Source organism: Modestobacter caceresii (genome assembly GCF_000761485.1).
Taxonomy (GTDB): domain Bacteria; phylum Actinomycetota; class Actinomycetes; order Mycobacteriales; family Geodermatophilaceae; genus Modestobacter; species Modestobacter caceresii.
This window is the reverse complement of sequence record NZ_JPMX01000077.1, coordinates 11,768-28,002: the sequence shown is the minus strand read 5'-3', so window position 1 is coordinate 28,002 and position 16,235 is coordinate 11,768. Positions and strand designations below refer to the sequence as shown.

Genomic DNA, 16,235 nt, shown 5'->3' with positions numbered 1-16,235 from the left:
GTTGCTTTGCACAACTCATGGTGTCGAGATGCTCAAGCACCGTCCGGGAACGTCCGAACTCTCTGTCAGGTCACCTGATCGGGTGAACGAGGGCAGTGGAGGGACACCAGGACATGGGCACCGAGGCAACGACCCAGCGACGGACCGGCCGCCGTCCGGTGCGCCGCATGGCCGGGGTGGTCGTCGTGGCGACCCTCTGCCTGGTGGCGGCCCCCGGCACCGCCGGGGCGACCCCGACCAACCCCTCCGACGAGCAGATCGGCGCTGCCCGGCAGCAGCAGGACACCGCTGCGCAGCAGGTCGGCGCCCTGTCTGCCGAGCTCGCCACCGCCCAGGCCGAGGTGGACGCCGCCCGGGCCCGGTCGGCGATCGCGCTGGACACCTTCCAGGCCGAGCAGGCCGAGTACGAGGTCGCCCAGGCCGCCGCCGACGCCGCCGCGGCCACCGCCGACGCCGCCGCGACCGAGCTGGCGACCGCCCGCACGGCCATCGCCGCGTTCGCCCGGCAGAGCTACCAGCAGGGCAGCACCTCCCCGACGCTGCAGGCGCTGACCACCGCCGACGGACCGGCGCAGATGCTGGAGCGCGCCGCCCTCCTCGAGGCCGCGGGCGCCCACCAGGGTGACGTCGTCACCGAGGTGACGGCCGCCGAGGAGCGGGCCCGCACCGCCGAGACCGCTGCGCACGCCACCCTGGCCGAGGCCGTGGCGCTGAAGCAGGAGGCCGAGGACGCGCTGGCCGCCGCCGAGGAACTGGAGGCCGGCGCCCGCGCGCAGGCGTCCGGGCTGGCGGCCCGACAGGACACCCTGGAGCAGGAGCTCGCCCAGGCCCAGCAGGCCCTCCTCGGCCTGGAGGGCGCCCGCGCCGCCGCCGAGCAGCACGCCGCCCAGCAGGCGGCCGCCGCCGAGCGCGCTGCAGCGGAGCGCGCTGCGGCCGAGCGGGCGACCGTCGAGCGGACGCCGGCTCCCACCCGCCCCCTCGTCTCCGCACCGCAGGGCGGCACCTCCGCCGGCACCGGCGACTCCTCCGCGGTCGAGACCGCGATCTCCGCCGCCCGGCGCCACCTGGGCACCATCTACTCCTGGGGCGGCGGCTCGCTCAACGGACCGAGCATGGGCTGGGGTGTGGACGCCGGCATCGTCGGCTTCGACTGCTCCGGGCTCACCCGCTACGCCTACGCCCAGGCCGGCATCTCGATCCCGCGCAACAGCCGCGCCCAGTACTCGGCCCTGCCCAAGGTCTCCCGGTCGGAGCTGCAGCGTGGCGACCTGGTCTTCTGGGCCACCGACACCAACAGCCCCGCGACCATCCACCACGTGGCCATCTACCTCGGGGGCGGCCAGATCCTGGAGGCGCCGCAGAGCGGCTCGGTCATCCGCGTCACGTCGATGCGGTGGGGCGGCTTCATCGGCGGCACCCGCCCCACCGCCTGACGGAGCTAGACGTCGACGGCCGCCATGGCCTCGGCGGTCAGGGTCACCGAGCGCAGCCGGCCCTCGGTGGTGGGGGCCTGGTGGGCGACGATCAGCTCGTCGGCGTCGGCCTGCTTGCGGAACCCGTCGAGGTAGTCGCCGATCTCGCGCGGGGTGCCGATCGCGGCGTAGGTGAACATCGAGCTGACGTGCTGCCCGGCCCCCTGCTCCAGCAGCAGGTCGGCCTCCTCGTCGGTGAAGCTGCGGCCCCGGCCGAACAGGCCCACGGCCATGGTCCGGCGCACCGCCTGCAGGTTCTCCTCCGCCTGACGCACGGTGTCGGCGGCGATGACGTTGACCCCGGCGATCACGTAGGGGGCGTCGAGCTGGGTGGAGGGCTGGAACTCCCGCCGGTAGGTGGCGACGGCGGCCTCCAGGGCCTGCGGTGCGAAGTGGCTGGCGAAGGCGTAGGGCAGGCCCAGCGCGGCGGCCAGGTGTGCCCCGAACAGCGAGGAGCCCAGCACGTAGAGCGGGACGTCCGAGCCCTTGCCGGGGATCGCGTCGACGCCGGGCACCCGGCTCGAGCCGGTCAGGTACCCCTGCAGCTCCAGCACGTCCTGCGGGAACGTGTCGGCGGAGTTCGGGTCCCGGCGCAGTGCGTACATCGTGTTCTGGTCCGAGCCCGGCGCACGGCCCAGGCCGAGGTCGATCCGGCCCGGGTACATCGCGTCGAGGGTGCCGAACTGCTCGGCGATGGTGAGCGGTGCGTGGTTGGGCAGCATGACGCCGCCGGCACCGAGCCGGATCCGGCTGGTCTGCGCGCCCACGTGGGCGATGAGCACGCTGGTGGCCGAGGAGGCGATGCTCGGCATGTTGTGGTGCTCGGCGTACCAGACCCGCTGGTAGCCGTGCTCCTCCGCGCGCTGCGCCAGCGCGACGCTGGCCGCGATGCTGCTGCTGACGGTCTCCCCGCGAGCGATCGGGGCGAGGTCGAGGACGGACAGCGGGATGTGCATGGGGTGGTGCCTTTCGCGTTGGTTGTCCGGGTCAACGCAGCGCACCCCGAGGCCCTTCCCGGCCGGGACGGCGCACGCGCGCCTGCCCTTCAGTGATCACCTGCGCACCTAGAGTCGCCGTCGTGCAGGAGATGACGTCACTGCTGGGTGAGCCGCTGCCGGTGGAGTTCCCGATCGACGGCGACTGGCGCCCCGCCGTCCTGCTCGGCTGGCGACACGAGCCCGACGGCACCTGCTGGGTACGCGTCCAGGCCGTCGTCGGCGGGCTGCGCCGCGCCAGCTGGGTGCACCTGGCCGACCTGCGCCTTCCCCAGCCGGACCGGGCGACCCCAGCGCCGGAGCCGCGGACCCGGCCGGACCTGCAGCTCCCCGGCCCAGGGCGGTCCCGGCGGGCACTGACACCGCTCCCCCCGCTGCCGGTCCCCCGCAGCCTGCAGCCCGACACCAGCTGGGCCTGACCGACGGTCCTGGACCCGGACCGGTTCCGGATCGCGGCACGGAGTGCGACCCTGGAGGTGCCAGCCGGAACGCAGCGTCGCGATCGGGTGAGGAGCAGCCGTGTTGTGTCACAGCACGTACGCACTGGACTACATCGACGGACGGCGTGCGGCGGTCGACGCCCGCGTCGCCGCCTACCGGTCCCTGGCCGCCGCCACCGAGCCGGCCGCCCTGCGGGAGTTCGAACCGGTGTTCTTCAACGACCTGGTCGTGGTGCTGGAGAACTGGTTCGTGCACCGCGGCCGGGGCATCGAGGGCTCGGACGGCAACGCGCTCAACGAGGTGCGGCTGATCGCCGAGTCGCTGGTGCACGGCGGCACGATGATCACCGACAAGCACATCCGGCTGGACCCGGCGCGCACCGTGCTCAAGTACCGGGTGGGCGACGAGATCGCCGTCCGCGAGGCCGACTTCACCGCGCTGGCGAAGGCGTTCTTCGCAGAGCTTGAGAGCCGCTACCTGTAGCGGCCGCCCGGCTCAGCGGCTCTGCAGCGCGTCCAGGGCGACGGCCATCGCGGCGGCGACCCGGAAGTCCAGCCGCGGGTCCGGCACCGTGACGGTGTAACGGTCGCGAACGGACTTCTTCCGCTCGCTGGTGAGCACCGGGGCGCCGGTCGCGGTGTCGACGAAGTCGAAGTGGAAGACGAAGGGCACCGGCACGTCACCGACGATGGGGACCAGGTCCCAGACCCGGCGCAGGACGGCGATCGCCGGGCGGCGCTCCTGCCCGCGGGCGGAGAGCCCCGGCACCTCCAGGTTCCAGGTGGAGCGGAGCAGGCTGGCGCCGAACTGCTTGCTGAACATGCCCAGCGGCGCGCCGTGCTCGTCGAACACGTCGTGCTGGGCCGAGGTGTCCAGCCGCTGGCGGGCCTTGAAGGAGAAGACCGGGCGGCTCTTGGCCTCGTCGGCGAAGAAGACCACTTCCTCCTTCAGCTTCATCCGCTTCTGCTCGGCCAGGGCCAGCAGCTGCCCCTCGGAACCGTCGGGAGCGGCAGCCCGGATCTCGTAGCGGTTGACCATCATGGTGACCCGCTGCGAGACGAAGAAGGCCGGCACTGCCATCGGGGCCGGCGGCTGGCCGGACGGCGAAGAGGTCACGGTGGCACTCCAGGGGGTCGGGGACGACGGGGGCCCATCCTGGTGCATCCCGCGGCCACCTGTCCCGCACCTGACTCCGGCGGCGGTCAGCCGGCCATCACACACCACTACGGTGGCCGCGTGCACGACGGGGCGGGCAGGACGACCGGCAGCAGCCGGTCACCCCGGGGCAACCCCGGGGCATCGTGAGCAGGTCGGGCATCGCGTCATGAGCCGCGCTGTGCGCTCCGCGCACCAGGCGGCGCCTCCAGCGAGGAGCGGCTGGCCGCCCCGCCGTGCACCTCGGGAGCTGCGATGACCGCCGAGCGGCAGGCCGCCGCCACCGCCGCAGCGATCGCGACCGCGTTGCTGGCCGGCCCGTGGCGACGGCGGGAGATGGTCCGCCGGGTCGCGGTGGCGCTGGGCCAGGCCCGCGCCCGCACCTGGGTGGGCACGCTGGTCGGCGAGGTGCAGACGGTCTACCCCACCGCCCCGGTCGACCGGCCGCGGGAGCTGGCCCGCGTCGTCCGGACGACCCAGGGGTGGGAGCGCGGGCAGTCCCACCGGCCACTCGCCCGGGCCGTGCGGTGGGAGCCGGTGCCGACGGCGCTGGCCTGGCGCCGGTGGCCGGTCGCCGACCTCCCCGACCAGGCCGCGGTCGCCCGGCTGCTCGACGTCGACGCCGGGGAGCTGGCGTGGTTCGCCGACGCCCGCCGGCTGGAACGCACGGCCGGCGAGGCGCTGCGGCACTACCGGTGGCGGGTGGTGCAGCGCCCGGCCGGGGTCCGGCTGCTCGCCGCGCCCAAGCCGCGGCTCAAGGAGGCGCAGCGGCGGCTGCTGCGGCACGTGCTCGACCGCGTCCCGGCCCACGACGCCGCGCACGGCTGCGTGCCCGGCCGCTCGGTGCGCACCGCGGTGGCCCCGCACGCCGGGTCGGCGGTCGTGCTGCGGATGGACCTGGAGGCGTTCTTCGCCAGCGTCGCCGCCGGTCGGGTGCACGGCCTGCTGCTGGGCGTCGCCGGGCTGCCCGAACCGGTGGCCCACGTGCTCACCGGCCTGATGACGACGGTGCTGCCGACCGAGGTGTGGCGGCGCATCCCGCCCCCGGACGGCATCGAGGCGCGGGAGCGGCACCGGCGCCTGGAGCAGCGGCTGACGGTGCCGCACCTGCCGCAGGGGGCCCCGACGTCCCCGGCGCTGGCCAACCTGGTCTGCCACCGCCTCGACCGCCGACTGGCCGGCCTCGCCGCCGCCTCCGGTGGCACCTACACCCGGTACGTCGACGACCTGACCTTCAGCGGGGACCGGCGGATCGCCCGCGACCGGTTCGCCGACCTGGTCACCGACGTGGTCACCGACGAGGGCTTCCGGGTGAACGCGGCGAAGACCTCGGCCACCAGCGCCGCCCGCCGGCAGGCGGTGCTGGGCACCGTGGTCAACGACCACCCGACGCTGCCCAGGCCGGAGCGGGACGCGTTGCGGGCGCTGCTGCACAACTGCGCCGTCCACGGCTGGACGACGCAGACCCGGGGCCGCGACCCGGGCACCTTCCGCGACCACGTGCTGGGCCGGGTGGCCTGGGCCGCCTCGGTCGACCCGGCGTTCGGCGCGCGGCTGCACCGCCTGGCCGACCGGATCGACTGGACCGCACCCGCTCACTCGTAGGCTCGGCCGATGACCGTGGTCACCCGATGAGCGCCCGGTTCGAGGAGCTCGACTGGAGCCCCACGCCGATCGGCGAGGTGAGCCTGCGCCGGCGGCGGGACCCGGCGACCGGCCTGGACGTCTTCGAGGTGAAGCTCGGCGACGAGTTCCTGATGTCCACCCAGTTCACCGTGGCCGAGGTGGCGGTGGCCCGCCTGGCCCTGGCCCGCCTCGACGCACCTGCCCCGGATGCCCCCGGCCTGGCCGTCGCGGTGGGCGGGCTGGGGCTCGGCTACACCGCGGAGGCCGTGCTGGCCGACCCGCGGGTGGCCGAACTGGTGGTGGTCGACCTGCTCGAGCCGGTGATCGACTGGCACGAACGCGGCCTGGTGCCGGTCGGCCCGACGCTCACCGCCGACCCCCGCTGCCGATTCGTGCACGGGGACTTCTTCGCGATGGCCGCGGGCACCGGCTTCGACCCGGTCGCGCCGGACCGGGTGTTCGACGCCGTCGTCGTCGACATCGACCACTCACCGCAGCACCTGCTCGCCGACGGCAGCGCCGGCTTCTACGGGGTCGACGGCACCCAGCAGCTGGCCCGGCACCTGCGGTCGGGCGGGGTGTTCTCGCTGTGGTCGAACGACCCGCCCGAGGACGGCTACCTGGCCGTGCTGTCCGAGGTCCTCACCGACGTCGCCGCCGAGGTCGTCAGCTTCCCCAACCCGCTGCAGGGCCGGCCGGCCACCAACACGGTCTACCTGGGCACGAAGCCGCGCTGACCGTCGGGTCAGTCCCGCAGCGGCGCGATGCAGCAGCCGTCACAGGGATGCGCGCCGGAGACGCCGCCGACCGACTGGAGGTACAGGACGTCGTCGGGGTCGGGGTGCCCGACGCCGTGCGGGCAGGTGCGCTCGAAGTGGCCGCGTGCCGGGTGCCAGACCAGCGGCCACTCCCGCATGTGGTGGTCGCCGGCCTCGGGGAACGGGAAGTCCCGCCGGATCGCCCCGGCGCCGTCGTCCATGTCCGGCGCCCTCCCGACTGGTCCGGTCGTGTCGGAGCCGGGTGCCGTCCACGCTGTCATGCCCCCAGCCTCGTCAGGCTCGGTGGCACGCCGCTGTGCCCGAGGTGTGTCCAGCCTGTGGACCGTCCCCTGGTCAGCTCGGCGGTGCGACGGTGGTGGCCGGCGGCGGCGCCGGGCTCGCGGGCGACGTGCCCGTGGGCGTCCCGGGGGCCGTCCCCGTGGGCGCCCCGGGGGCCGTCCCCGTGGGCGCCCCGGGGGCCGTCCCCGTGGGTATCCCCTCCGCCACCTCGCTGACGACCTGGCAGCCGGCGATGTCGCCGCTCAGCCGCCCCTGCAGGGGCTGCAGCTGCCGGATGACCTCGTCCAGCCGGGCCGCGTTGAACTCGCCGGCCGCCTCACCCAGGTCGTCGATGGCGGCGACGACGTCCTGCGCCCCGTTGACCGCGCGCAGGCAGGCGGCGTTGACGACCACCTCGGCGGTCTCCCCCGTGGGCGGGGCGTCCGGCAGCGGGACGCCGACGCCGGTCGCCGGCCCGGCCGGGGTGGCGACCGGGACCGGCGCCGACCCGTCGTCCAGCAACCCGACGACGAGCCCGCCGACGAAGAGCCCGAGCACGAAGGTGGCCGCGGCCAGCCACCACCGCACCGCACGGCCGGACCGCTCGTCAGGGTCCGGGGAGCTGGTCCCGCCGTCTGTCTCGGGGTCGGCCATGGTCGTCCTCTCACCGTCGAGCGCGGGCGCACAACCGCCGGTAGCCTACGGCTGCTGAGCCCATCCGGTAGGACCGTGAGGCGGGAGGCCCCGGTGCCAGCCACGGCCGTCCCGCGTTGGCTCACCGCGCTGGCCGCCGCGGCCCGATGGGCGACCCGACCGGCCCGGTACGCGATACGGCGGGCCGCCAGCGTCTACCGGGACGCCGTCGTCAAGGCCCGCTGGTTCGTGGTGGCGGGGTGGCTCCTGCTGACCGTGGTGGTGTCGACGTCCCTCCCCACCTCCGGTGGGGGCGGCGGCGCGGACATCGGCAACCTGCTGCCGGAGGGCAGCCCGGCGGCCGCCGTGCAGGAACGGTCCCTGGAGCTGTTCCGGGTGCCGGTGCTCTCCCAGACCTCGGTCGTGGTGCACGACCCCGACGGCCTGAGCGTCCTCACCCAGGCCGACGTCGCGCTGTGGGCGGCCGCCCACACCCAGGCCTACGTGGACGGCGACGTGCCGCCCGGGCGCGGGCAGATCGTGGCCGCCGTCCCGCTGCCCACCTCGACGCCGGAGACCGCCGTCACCTACCTGTACGTCTCCAACGACACGTCGCTGACCCAGACCAGGGACCTGGCCCGGGAGTACGCCGCCCACTTCCACAACCAGAGCTCGGTTCAGACCTACGTCGTCGGCGTGGCCCCGGCCCAGGTCGCCCAGGCCGACCACCTCCAGTCGAACCTGCACCTGTTCGAGATCGCGACCCTGGTGCTGATCGCCGTCGTCGTCGGGCTCACCTTCCGCTCGGTCGTGGCGCCCTTCGTCGTGCTGCTGGCCGCCGGGCTGGGCTACCTGGTCGCCATCCGCACCCTCGGGGTGCTCGCCGCGGCGCTGGGCTTCGCGCTCCCCGACCTCTTGCAGCCGCTGATCGCCGCGCTGCTCATCGGGGTGGTCACCGACTACTGCGTGCTGTTCTTCGCCGGCCTCCGGCAGCAGCTGGACCGAGGGCTCCCGCGGCTGGAGGCGACCCGGCGGGCGGTGCGCACCAACGCGCCGATCATCGCCGTCGCCGGGATCACGGTCGCGGCCGGCACCGCGGCCCTGCTGGCGGCGGACTTCCAGCTGTTCCAAGCCTTCGGGCCGGCGCTGTCGCTGACCGTCGTCATCGGGGTGCTGGTGTCGCTGACCCTGGTGCCGGCGCTGATGGCGATCCTGGGCGAGCGGCTCTTCGGGCTGGGGACCCTGCGCACCTCACGCCGCCCGCCGAGTCGCCGAGGGAACGGCTGGCTGCTCCGGATCGTCGTCGACCGGCGCGGCGCGACGGTGGCGACGCTGCTGGCCACCGGTGTGCTGCTCCTGGCCGCGGCGCCACTGCTGCAGATGCGCCTGGACCTGTCCTTCACCTCGGGGCTGCCGGCCGAGGACCCGGTGCGCCGGGGCGCCGCGGTGCTCGAGGAGTCCGAGGTCCGGGGCGTGAGCGCACCCACCGAGGTGATCGTCGAGGGCGACGCGGTCATCGAGCAGCGGGCGGAGCTGGAGGAGCTGCAGGAGGCCATCGCGGCCCAGCCCGGGGTGGCCGAGGTGCTCGGCCCGGCCCAGAACCCGCTCCCCGACGGCTTCGGCGTCGTCTTCTCCCCCGACGGCGACGCCGCCCGCTTCGTCGTGATCCTGGACAGCGACCCACTGGCCGCACCGGCGATCAGCGACCTGCGCGGGCTCACCGACCAGCTGGACACCCTCGCCGCGGAGGCCGGGCTGCAGGACGCCGAGGTGTCGGTGACCGGGCAGACCGCGATCGCCGGTGAGCTCGCCGCGATCACCCGGGAGAACCTCCGGATCACGCTGACCGCGGTGCTGCTGGTGGAGCTGCTGATCCTGCTCGTGTACCTCCGAGCGCTCTGCGCCCCGGTGATCCTGATGGCCTGCAGCGCCCTGGGCGTCGCGGCGGCGCTCGGGCTGAGCGTCCTGGTCTTCCAGGTCGTGCTCGGGGACCCCGGGCTGGCCTTCTACGTCCCGTTCGCGACCGCGGTGCTGTTGCTGGCGCTGGGATCGGACTACAACGTGTTCGCCGTCGGCTCCATCTGGGAGGCGGCCACCCGACATCCGCTGAGCAAGGCCATCATGCTGGCGATGCCGAGCACGTCCCGGGCGATCAGTGCGGCGGGGTTGATCCTCGCCCTCACCTTCGCGATGGTGGCGATCATCCCGCTGCAGACGTTCCGGCAGGTGGCGTTCACCATGGCCGCCGGGTTGCTCATCGACACCTTCCTGATCCGTCCGGTGCTCACCCCGGCCGTGCTCACCCTGCTGGGGCGGGCGTCCAGCTGGCCCAGCCGACGGGTCCGCACCGAGTCGGTGCCGGTCGACGAGCTGCGCCGCACCGGGGCCGCGGGAGCCCGGAGCGGAGGCCCGGAGGTGGTGCGGGACGAGTCGCTGGAGGACCAGGCACGGGAGGACGAGGCACGCGAGAGCCTGCCGGTCGGCGCGGACGTGGGACGACGGTGACCGCGGACGGCGAGCCAGCGCACGACGGCTGGGTCGACTCGGACGTCGGCGGGGCGACCGCCCACGGGAAGACCGCACCACGCACTCGGCCAGCACGGCGCACCGTGGTCGTGGGGGTGTCGGTGGTGCTGGGCACCCTGCTGCTGCTGTGGGGGACCGACCAGCTGGCCCGGTGGGGCGCTGAGTCACTCCTGGCGCGCGACATCCAGCAGGCGACCGGCGTCGCCGACCGTCCGCAGGTCCAGGTGCACGGCGCGTTCTTCCTCCTCCAGGCGGTGGACGGCCGCTACGACGACGTCGAGGTCAGCCTCCGCGAGGTGTCGTCGGGGCCGATGTCGGTCGACGAGGTGGACGCCCGGCTCTCCGGCGTGCACGTCTCCTTCCACGACCTCCTCACCCAGGAGCCCGCGCCGGTGTGGATCGAGCGGTCGGTCGGGGAGGCGTTCCTGGGCTACGACGACCTCAACCGCTACCTCGAGGTCACCGGGCGCCTGATCAGCCTCGGGCCGGCGCCCGGGGAGGAGGTGCTGCTGACCGGCACGGTCGACCTCCTCGGCCAGTCCGTGTCGGCCTCCGCACTGGCCGAGCTGTCGCCGCAGGGCGGGGCGCTGTCGATCGCCCCCACCGCGCTGGACACCGAGTCCGACCTCGCCCCGGCCAGCCGGCTGCTGCTCGGGCAGCGGTTCTCGCTGCGGGTGCCGCTGGACCCGCTGCCGTTCGGCCAGGACCTCACCGCGATCGAGGGCGCAGCGGAGGGTCTGGTGGTGCGCGCCCGGGGCACCGACGTCGTCATCCGGCCCTGACCCCGGGCGCCGGTCAGTCCTGCTCCCCCGACCAGAGGACCCGCTGGGGGAACGGGATGGTCATGCCGGCCTGGTCCAGCGCGGACTTCACGGAGATGGCGACGCCGCTGCGCACCCGCCAGCGGCTGGCGATGTCCGCAGCGTGCCACCAGCGCACCGCGAGGTTGATCGAGGAGTCGCCGAACTCCTCCACCCACACCTCCGGGGACGGGTCGTCCGCGACCCCGTCCGCAGCTGCACAGGCGGCCAGCAGCACCTCGCGGGCGCGGACCAGGTCGGTGTCGTAGGCCAGCCCGACGGTCAGCGTCGTCCGGTTCAGCGGGGTGCTGGTGTAGTTGATGATCGGGTTCTTCAGCACCTCGGCGTTGGGCAGGTACACGATCAGGCCGTCGTAGGTCTTCAGCACCGTCGTCCGGAGGTTGACGTCGGTGACGACGCCCTCGAAGTCGCCACTGGCGACCTGGTCGCCCAGCCGCAGGGGACGGCGGATCTGCAACATGACCCCGGCGATCAGGTTCTGCAGCATGTCCTGGGCGGCGAACGCGATGGCGATGCCGCCCACGCCGAGGGCGCCGAGCAGCGGGCCGATCTGCACACCGAGCAGGTCCAGGGCGTAGACGATGCCGACGGCGACCGCGAGCAGCCCGAGGAAGCGACCGGCGACGAGCCCGACGTGCCGGTTCGCGTCGCGGTCGAGGGCGCGGACCAGCAGCCGCCGCAGCAGCACCGCGAGCAGGATGGAGGCGACGAAGACCGCCAGCGCCTGGAGGACCTCGCTGAGCGTGATGTCGTCCTCGACGACGACGTCGACGTCCTCGACCGCGGCCGCAGCCAGGACGTCGAGCAGGTGCAGGTCGACCGGCATGCGAGGAGGATGCTCCAGGAGGCTGCGGATCAGTCATCCGCACCGCGACCCGCCCTCCGGCCGGGCCGCAGGTGGCGGGCAGGTCACGCTGACGTGAAGCTTTCCGCGCACCGGACGCAAAGTGATCTGGGTCACATTACGCTCCCGACATGGCCACTACTCCGACCCGCACCCGCCGCCTGGCGTCCGGCCTCGCCGCCGCCGGCCTGCTGCTCGTCCCCCTCTCTGCCTGCTCTGACGAGCCCGTGGACGACGCCACGAGCGCACTGGACACCGCGACCCAGACCCCAGCCGAGGGGGAGACGAGCGAGCCGACGATGACGGACGACTCCGCCACCGCCACCGCCACCGAGACCGACGCCATGGCGACCGGGACCGGCGGCGCCACGAGCACCGAGTCCGGCGTGGAGTGCTCCGGGAGCTCCTGCGTGGTCACGCTCTCCGGCGACGGCACCGAGGTGGACGTGCTCGGCACGACCGTGACCCTCGGGCAGGTCCAGGACGGCCGGGCCACCGTCGGCATCGCCGGCCAGGAGGTCTCCTGCAGCGAGGGCGAGAGCGTGTCGGCCGGGCCGCTCAACCTCGAGTGCACGACCGTCACGCCCGAGAACGTCGTCATGACCGCGACCCTGGGCTGACCCGCGTCGTCTCGTCCGGGCCCTCTCCGGCGACCAGCTCCAGCTCCTCGACCAGCTCCTGGACGACGTGCAGGACGAGCTGCACGTCGTCCGGAAGCCGCTGAGCGGGCCCGGCGGCGACGGCTATGCGATGAGCGCCGCTGCCATGACCATCGGCAGCGAGACGACCGAGGCGATGGAGGTGACCATCGTCAGGGTCTTGAAGCTCCCCTGGGTGGACAGCCCCAGCAGCGACTTGTACATCCAGAAGAAGTTGCTGTTGACCTGGAGCGCGAACATCGCGCCCGAGGCGATCGCGAGCCCGATGACGATCGGCGCGACGTCGATCGACCCGAGCACCGGGCCGATGATCCCGGCGGCTGCGATGGCCGCCACCGACACCGACCCGATCGCCAGGTGCAGCACCGCGGCGATGACCCAGGCGAGCAGGATGCTGAGGATCACCGGTGCCCCCGCGTCGGCGGTGAAGAGGCCGGCCAGGATCGCGTCGAGCCCGGTCTCCCCGATGACGGCGCCGAGGGACCCGCCGATGCCGGTGATGAGGAGGATCGCGCCGGTGGTGTGGAAGCCCTCGCTCATCGCCGTGTCCGTGCCCTCCGGGCCCAGCGTGCGCCGGCAGAGCACATAGGCCCCGACCAGGCCGAGGAACAGCGCGAAGTTGGCGTCGCCGAGGAAGGCGATGAAGTCGTTGGAGAACTCCAGGAGCTCCGCGAACGCGCCGAACGCGATCAGCACCAGCGGCACCAGGATCGGCAGCAGGCTGACCACCAGCGGGGGCGTCGAGCGCTCCTCCTCGACCAGCTCAGCCCGCTCCTGCTCGACCATGGCCTCGTCGACCTGCTCGTCCCTGGCCGAGTTCCAGTAGCCGCCGCGCAGGAGCAGCCGGAAGACGACCGTCGTCACCAGCGCAGTCAACGGCCCGAGCACGACGCCGTAGATCAGCCAGGTCCCGAGCGGGACGCCCAGCAGGCCCGCGATGGAGATGGCGGCCAGCCCCGGGATCACGAAGACGTAGCCGGCGAAGATCCCGGCGCCGAGCGCACCGGACATGAGGGGCAGGCCGGTCCGGCCGATGAACGGCGCAGTCGAACGCGCCACCGGCGAGGCCAGCACGACCTGCACGTCCACGTAGATCGACGGGAAGATCGTCGACATCGCCGCCGTCAACGCGTACGGGAGCCGCTGCGCGCCGACCCGGCCGACGAGCAGCGCCACCATCTTCCGGAACGCGCCCACCGCGTGGAGCAGGGCCCCGATGAGCACACCGAAGCCGATGAGCAGGCCCACCTCGGCCATGATCTCGCCGAAGCCGGTCGCGATCGCCGCCAGCGTCGCCGCGAAGCCGACACCCGTCGCGAGGCCGAGGTAGAGCGACCCGATGATCAGCGAGATCACCGGGTCGACCTTGGCCTTGATGATGAGCAGGACGATGACCGCGATGGCTATCGCGGTGTGCGCCACGACCATGAACAGGTCCTCCCGGTACGGGGAGTGGCGCGGCCACCACCGCCGTCGCCACGTCGGGTGCTCACCCTGGCACCGATCGTTCGCCACCGCGGGCTGACGCAGTCAGGGGCCGAGCGTCCAGCGATGGCTAGACGTTGAAGCGGAACTCCACGACGTCGCCGTCGGCCATGACGTAGTCCTTGCCCTCGATCCGGACCCAGCCCTTGGACTTGGCCTCGGCCATCGAGCCGGCCTCCATCAGCTGCTCGAAGCCGACGATCTCGGCCTTGATGAAGCCGCGCTGGAAGTCGGTGTGGATGACGCCGGCCGCCTCGGGGGCGGTGGCGCCGACCGGGATCGTCCAGGCCCGCGACTCCTTCGGCCCGGCGGTCAGGTAGGTCTGCAGGCCCAGCGTGCGGAAGCCGACGGAGGCCAGCTGGTCCAGCCCCGGCTCGTCCTGGCCGATGGAGGCCAGCAGCTCGGCGGCCTCGTCGTCGGGGAGCTCGATCAGCTCGGACTCGGTCTGCGCGTCGAGGAAGATCGCCTCGGCCGGCGCGACCAGCGCCCGCAGCTCGTCGAGCACCTCGGTGTTGGCCAGCTCGTCGGCGTCGACGTTGAAGACGTACAGGAACGGCTTGGTGGTCAGCAGGGTCAGCTCACGCAGCGGCTCCGCGTCGACGCCGGCGGCGAACAGCGTCCTGCCGCTGTTGAGCACCTCCTGTGCCGCGACGGCGGCGTCGTGCAGGACCTTGCGGTCCTTCTCCTTGCGCGACTCCTTCTCCAGCCGCGGGATCGCCTTCTCCAGCGTCTGCATGTCGGCGAGGATCAGCTCGGTGTTGATCGTCTCGATGTCGTCGGACGGGGAGACCTTGCCCTCGACGTGCACCACGTCCGGGTCGGTGAACACCCGGATCACCTGGCAGATCGCGTCGCTCTCGCGGATGTTGGCCAGGAACTTGTTGCCCAGGCCCTGCCCCTCGCTGGCGCCGCGCACGATGCCGGCGATGTCCACGAAGGACACCGTCGCCGGGATGATCTTCTGCGACCCGAAGACCTCGGCCAGCTTCGCCAGCCGCGGGTCGGGGACGCCGACAACGCCGACGTTGGGCTCGATCGTCGCGAACGGGTAGTTCGCCGCGAGCACGTCGTTCTTGGTCAGGGCGTTGAAGAGGGTCGACTTGCCGACGTTGGGCAGGCCGACGATCCCGATGGTGAGACTCACGGGAGACCAGCTTACGGGCGTCGGCGCGCTCCCCCGGTGGGCGAGGATGAGCAGGTGCCCGAACCCGTGGATCTCGCCGCCGTCCTCAGCACCGTCGACCAGCCGTGGTCGCCCCGCACCGTCGCCGTGCTGAACGACTACGACCTGCGCGTGGTGCACACCCACGGCGAGTTCACCCGGCACAGCCACCCGGAGACCGACGAGGTGTTCCTCGTCCTCTCCGGCTCGCTCACGATCCGGATGGACGACGGCGACGTCACCCTCGCCCCCGGTCAGCTGTACGTCGTGTCCAAGGGCACCCCGCACCAGCCGTACAGCCCGGACGGCGCCCAGGTGCTGCTGGTCGAGCCGAGCGCGACGGTGAACACCGGCGACACCCCCAGCGAGCTGACCGCCGAGCGCAGAGTCGTCTGAGAAGCGGTCCGTCCGAGTGCAGGACCGTTCGGGGGCAGGCCGCTACAGCAGTGGGCCGATGAGGATCTCGGTGTCGTCGGGGCGGTAGGTGCGCCATCGTCCGCCGGGATCTCGTTCCACCCGGAAGCCGTGGTGGACCTTGGTGTGGTGCCGTTCGCACAACAGGGCTGAGTTCTGCAGCGAGGTCTCTCCGCCGTGGAGCCAGTGGATCAGGTGGTGGACGTCGCACCACCAACTCAGGGCGCCGCAGCCGGCGAACACGCAGGACTCGTCCCGCCGTTCGACGGCCTTGCGCAGGCCCGGGGTGACGACCCGGTGGTCCCGGCCGAGGTCCAGCGGGACTCCGTCGGGGCCCATCACGATCCGGGAGATGCTGCCGTCACAGGCCAGGTAGCGGGCCCGCGCCGCGGAGATCGTCGCCCCGAAGCCCATCTCCCCCGCACCGGCGCCGGTGGCCGGGTCGACCAGGTCGTTCAGGTCGATGCCGACGACCACGTGCGGCTTGACGGTCCGCAGGATCGGCAGCTGCCCGGAGGCCAGCTGGTTGTCACACAGCTGCACCAGCGCGTCGGCGTTCTGCTGGGTGCGGGTGCGGTCGTCCCCCTTGCGGCGGTCGGCCTGCACGATCGACTCGACCGCCGCCTGCACCTTCTCCCCACCGACGGCATCCAGGTCGAACCGGCCGGTGACACTCCCATCGGCGTGCTTGACCATCGTCAGCCGACGCCCCTCGGTCGAATCCGGCTCCGGGCCATCAGGGTCGAGGGCGTCGTCGAAGGCCTGCACCGCGGCGGCCAGCGACTCGTGCGGGGACTCTGCAGCTACCTGCGCCCACACCCGATCGAACGCGCCCAGGTCGATGCCCTGCTCCTCGGCCCGGGCCACCTCACCGGCCCCGATCTTCTCGGCGACCACGTTCACCTGCGCCGCGGCGATGTCACCGCTGACGAACCCGGCCGCCAGCGCCGGGAAGCGCTCCAGCA

The 16,235-nt window shown here is 73.2% G+C and carries 17 protein-coding genes; 9 read left to right on the top strand and 8 right to left on the bottom strand.

The annotated features are described in order from the left end of the window. Nucleotides 1–113 precede the first annotated feature (113 nt). A complete protein-coding gene (locus IN07_RS16310) occupies nucleotides 114–1,433 on the top strand; it encodes a C40 family peptidase (RefSeq protein ID WP_036337406.1) in 1,320 nt (439 codons plus the stop codon). 5 nt (nucleotides 1,434–1,438) lie between these two features. Here IN07_RS16310 and IN07_RS16305 read toward each other — a convergent pair whose 3' ends face one another. Continuing rightward, nucleotides 1,439–2,428, bottom strand: a complete 990-nt coding sequence (locus IN07_RS16305; protein WP_036337404.1) for an LLM class flavin-dependent oxidoreductase — start codon at nucleotides 2,426–2,428, stop codon at nucleotides 1,439–1,441. Between the two features lie 122 nt (nucleotides 2,429–2,550). Here IN07_RS16305 and IN07_RS16300 point away from each other — a divergent pair, with 122 nt between their 5' ends. Both IN07_RS16300 and IN07_RS16295 read left to right on the top strand, forming a co-directional pair. Then, nucleotides 2,551–2,886 (top strand): hypothetical protein, encoded by a 336-nt coding sequence (locus IN07_RS16300; RefSeq protein WP_156119240.1) that lies wholly within the window; start codon nucleotides 2,551–2,553, stop codon nucleotides 2,884–2,886. Between the two features lie 100 nt (nucleotides 2,887–2,986). Further along, on the top strand, nucleotides 2,987–3,391 hold the full coding sequence (locus IN07_RS16295) for a hypothetical protein (RefSeq protein WP_036337400.1): 405 nt from the start codon (nucleotides 2,987–2,989) through the stop codon (nucleotides 3,389–3,391). A 12-nt stretch (nucleotides 3,392–3,403) separates the two neighbouring features. On the opposite strand, the gene IN07_RS16290 is transcribed toward IN07_RS16295, so the two are convergent. After that, entirely contained in the window at nucleotides 3,404–4,024 is a 621-nt protein-coding gene (locus tag IN07_RS16290; RefSeq protein WP_231558418.1) for an LURP-one-related/scramblase family protein, read from the bottom strand. Nucleotides 4,025–4,318: 294 nt separating this feature from the next. On the opposite strand from IN07_RS16290, the gene IN07_RS16285 reads away from it, so the two are divergent. Beyond that, nucleotides 4,319–5,668 (top strand): reverse transcriptase family protein, encoded by a 1,350-nt coding sequence (locus IN07_RS16285; protein WP_036337395.1) that lies wholly within the window; start codon nucleotides 4,319–4,321, stop codon nucleotides 5,666–5,668. A 26-nt stretch (nucleotides 5,669–5,694) separates the two neighbouring features. Beyond that, complete coding sequence (locus tag IN07_RS16280; protein ID WP_036337393.1) at nucleotides 5,695–6,426, top strand: polyamine aminopropyltransferase; 732 nt, start codon at nucleotides 5,695–5,697, stop codon at nucleotides 6,424–6,426. Between the two features lie 8 nt (nucleotides 6,427–6,434). Here IN07_RS16280 and IN07_RS16275 read toward each other — a convergent pair whose 3' ends face one another. Together IN07_RS16275 and IN07_RS26455 are read right to left on the bottom strand one after the other, a co-directional pair. Next, nucleotides 6,435–6,668 carry a hypothetical protein gene (locus IN07_RS16275; RefSeq protein ID WP_036337391.1) on the bottom strand — a complete coding sequence of 78 codons (234 nt, stop codon included), beginning with the start codon at nucleotides 6,666–6,668 and terminating at the stop codon, nucleotides 6,435–6,437. 133 nt (nucleotides 6,669–6,801) lie between these two features. Then, the gene (locus IN07_RS26455) at nucleotides 6,802–7,380 is read right to left on the bottom strand and encodes a hypothetical protein (RefSeq protein WP_052091370.1); all 579 of its coding nucleotides are present in this window, start codon (nucleotides 7,378–7,380) and stop codon (nucleotides 6,802–6,804) included. Nucleotides 7,381–7,473: 93 nt separating this feature from the next. Here IN07_RS26455 and IN07_RS16260 point away from each other — a divergent pair, with 93 nt between their 5' ends. Next, nucleotides 7,474–9,864, top strand: coding sequence for an MMPL family transporter (locus IN07_RS16260; protein ID WP_052091369.1), 2,391 nt, complete (start codon nucleotides 7,474–7,476; stop codon nucleotides 9,862–9,864). Further along, nucleotides 9,861–10,667, top strand: a complete 807-nt coding sequence (locus tag IN07_RS16255; RefSeq protein ID WP_036337384.1) for an LmeA family phospholipid-binding protein — start codon at nucleotides 9,861–9,863, stop codon at nucleotides 10,665–10,667. Before IN07_RS16260 ends, IN07_RS16255 begins: the two co-directional genes overlap by 4 nt. Nucleotides 10,668–10,680: 13 nt before the next feature. On the opposite strand, the gene IN07_RS16250 is transcribed toward IN07_RS16255, so the two are convergent. Then, the gene (locus tag IN07_RS16250) at nucleotides 10,681–11,532 is read right to left on the bottom strand and encodes a mechanosensitive ion channel family protein (protein ID WP_052091368.1); all 852 of its coding nucleotides are present in this window, start codon (nucleotides 11,530–11,532) and stop codon (nucleotides 10,681–10,683) included. Between the two features lie 149 nt (nucleotides 11,533–11,681). Between IN07_RS16250 and IN07_RS16245 the strand changes: the two genes are divergently transcribed. After that, nucleotides 11,682–12,170, top strand: coding sequence for a hypothetical protein (locus IN07_RS16245; RefSeq protein ID WP_156119239.1), 489 nt, complete (start codon nucleotides 11,682–11,684; stop codon nucleotides 12,168–12,170). 123 nt (nucleotides 12,171–12,293) lie between these two features. Here IN07_RS16245 and IN07_RS16240 read toward each other — a convergent pair whose 3' ends face one another. Together IN07_RS16240 and ychF are read right to left on the bottom strand one after the other, a co-directional pair. After that, nucleotides 12,294–13,637 carry a GntP family permease gene (locus IN07_RS16240; RefSeq protein ID WP_036337382.1) on the bottom strand — a complete coding sequence of 448 codons (1,344 nt, stop codon included), beginning with the start codon at nucleotides 13,635–13,637 and terminating at the stop codon, nucleotides 12,294–12,296. A 127-nt stretch (nucleotides 13,638–13,764) separates the two neighbouring features. After that, the gene (gene ychF, locus IN07_RS16235) at nucleotides 13,765–14,838 is read right to left on the bottom strand and encodes a redox-regulated ATPase YchF (RefSeq protein WP_036337381.1); all 1,074 of its coding nucleotides are present in this window, start codon (nucleotides 14,836–14,838) and stop codon (nucleotides 13,765–13,767) included. Nucleotides 14,839–14,892: 54 nt separating this feature from the next. Between ychF and IN07_RS16230 the strand changes: the two genes are divergently transcribed. Continuing rightward, nucleotides 14,893–15,252 carry a cupin domain-containing protein gene (locus tag IN07_RS16230; RefSeq protein WP_036337643.1) on the top strand — a complete coding sequence of 120 codons (360 nt, stop codon included), beginning with the start codon at nucleotides 14,893–14,895 and terminating at the stop codon, nucleotides 15,250–15,252. Nucleotides 15,253–15,294: 42 nt separating this feature from the next. Here the strand turns inward: IN07_RS16230 and IN07_RS16225 are convergent. Beyond that, nucleotides 15,295–16,235 (bottom strand): HNH endonuclease signature motif containing protein (locus tag IN07_RS16225; protein WP_231558417.1); only part of this gene is annotated, 941 nt, incomplete at its 5' end.